The following is a 679-nucleotide window of genomic DNA, read 5'->3' as shown; positions in this document are numbered from 1 at the left end:
TTTTTCTTATATTATTCGCTCTTGGTTCATGCCCCGTTTTGTCTGTGGCCGACCAATGTAGGTTGGTGTTAATGAGTATTTTTTCATTGGCAAAATCAAGATACTTTGTATAAGATATGGGCAAACGTGTGTAATCTTCGGTATCTTTTACAGCCTGTATGTACGCTTCCAGCTTCTTTTTTACATAGTTCAAAATGTGCTCTTTATCTCCTGCTTTTTCAGGTATTTCAAATTTTTCTTTTAAGCCACTTATATTAAATCCTGCCCCTTTTTCTGCGGCAAACCCACACATAAAATGTAAGGAAAGAAAACTGTACCTCTGGTCTATATAGCGAATGCCTTTGTATATAATATTATAATTGTCTGTAGTCATTATATATTTTAGCTGATCTGGTTTGTACCAGCCACTCTCTACCAACTCTTTTTTGTATTTTTCTTTAAAATATTCAAATTGTTTACTTCCAGCCCCGTACTTTATTACTGTAGCTATGCCTTCTTTATCCATTTTAACCAAATGGTTCTGCTCATAATTTCCATTTTCATAAGCCCCACCTATGTCACAGTGACAGCCGGGTAATATGTATTGAATACCTCTAGTTGTGGCACTATTAATATTGGTCAGGTTAAAGTTTTTACGCCATTCATGACCAGCTGCTATTTGCACTACATTTTTAACAGC

1 pseudogene is annotated in these 679 nt (G+C 35.3%); it reads right to left on the bottom strand.

Annotated elements, in window-relative coordinates:
* Positions 1-679, bottom strand: a pseudogene (locus IUY40_RS19190) (DUF2235 domain-containing protein); the annotation flags it as partial.

Origin of the sequence: Flavobacterium sp. ALJ2 (assembly GCF_015594725.1) — a bacterium.
Lineage (GTDB): Bacteria > Bacteroidota > Bacteroidia > Flavobacteriales > Flavobacteriaceae > Flavobacterium.
The sequence above is the reverse complement of the archived record's forward strand: the minus strand, read 5'-3'. Positions and strand labels throughout refer to the sequence as shown.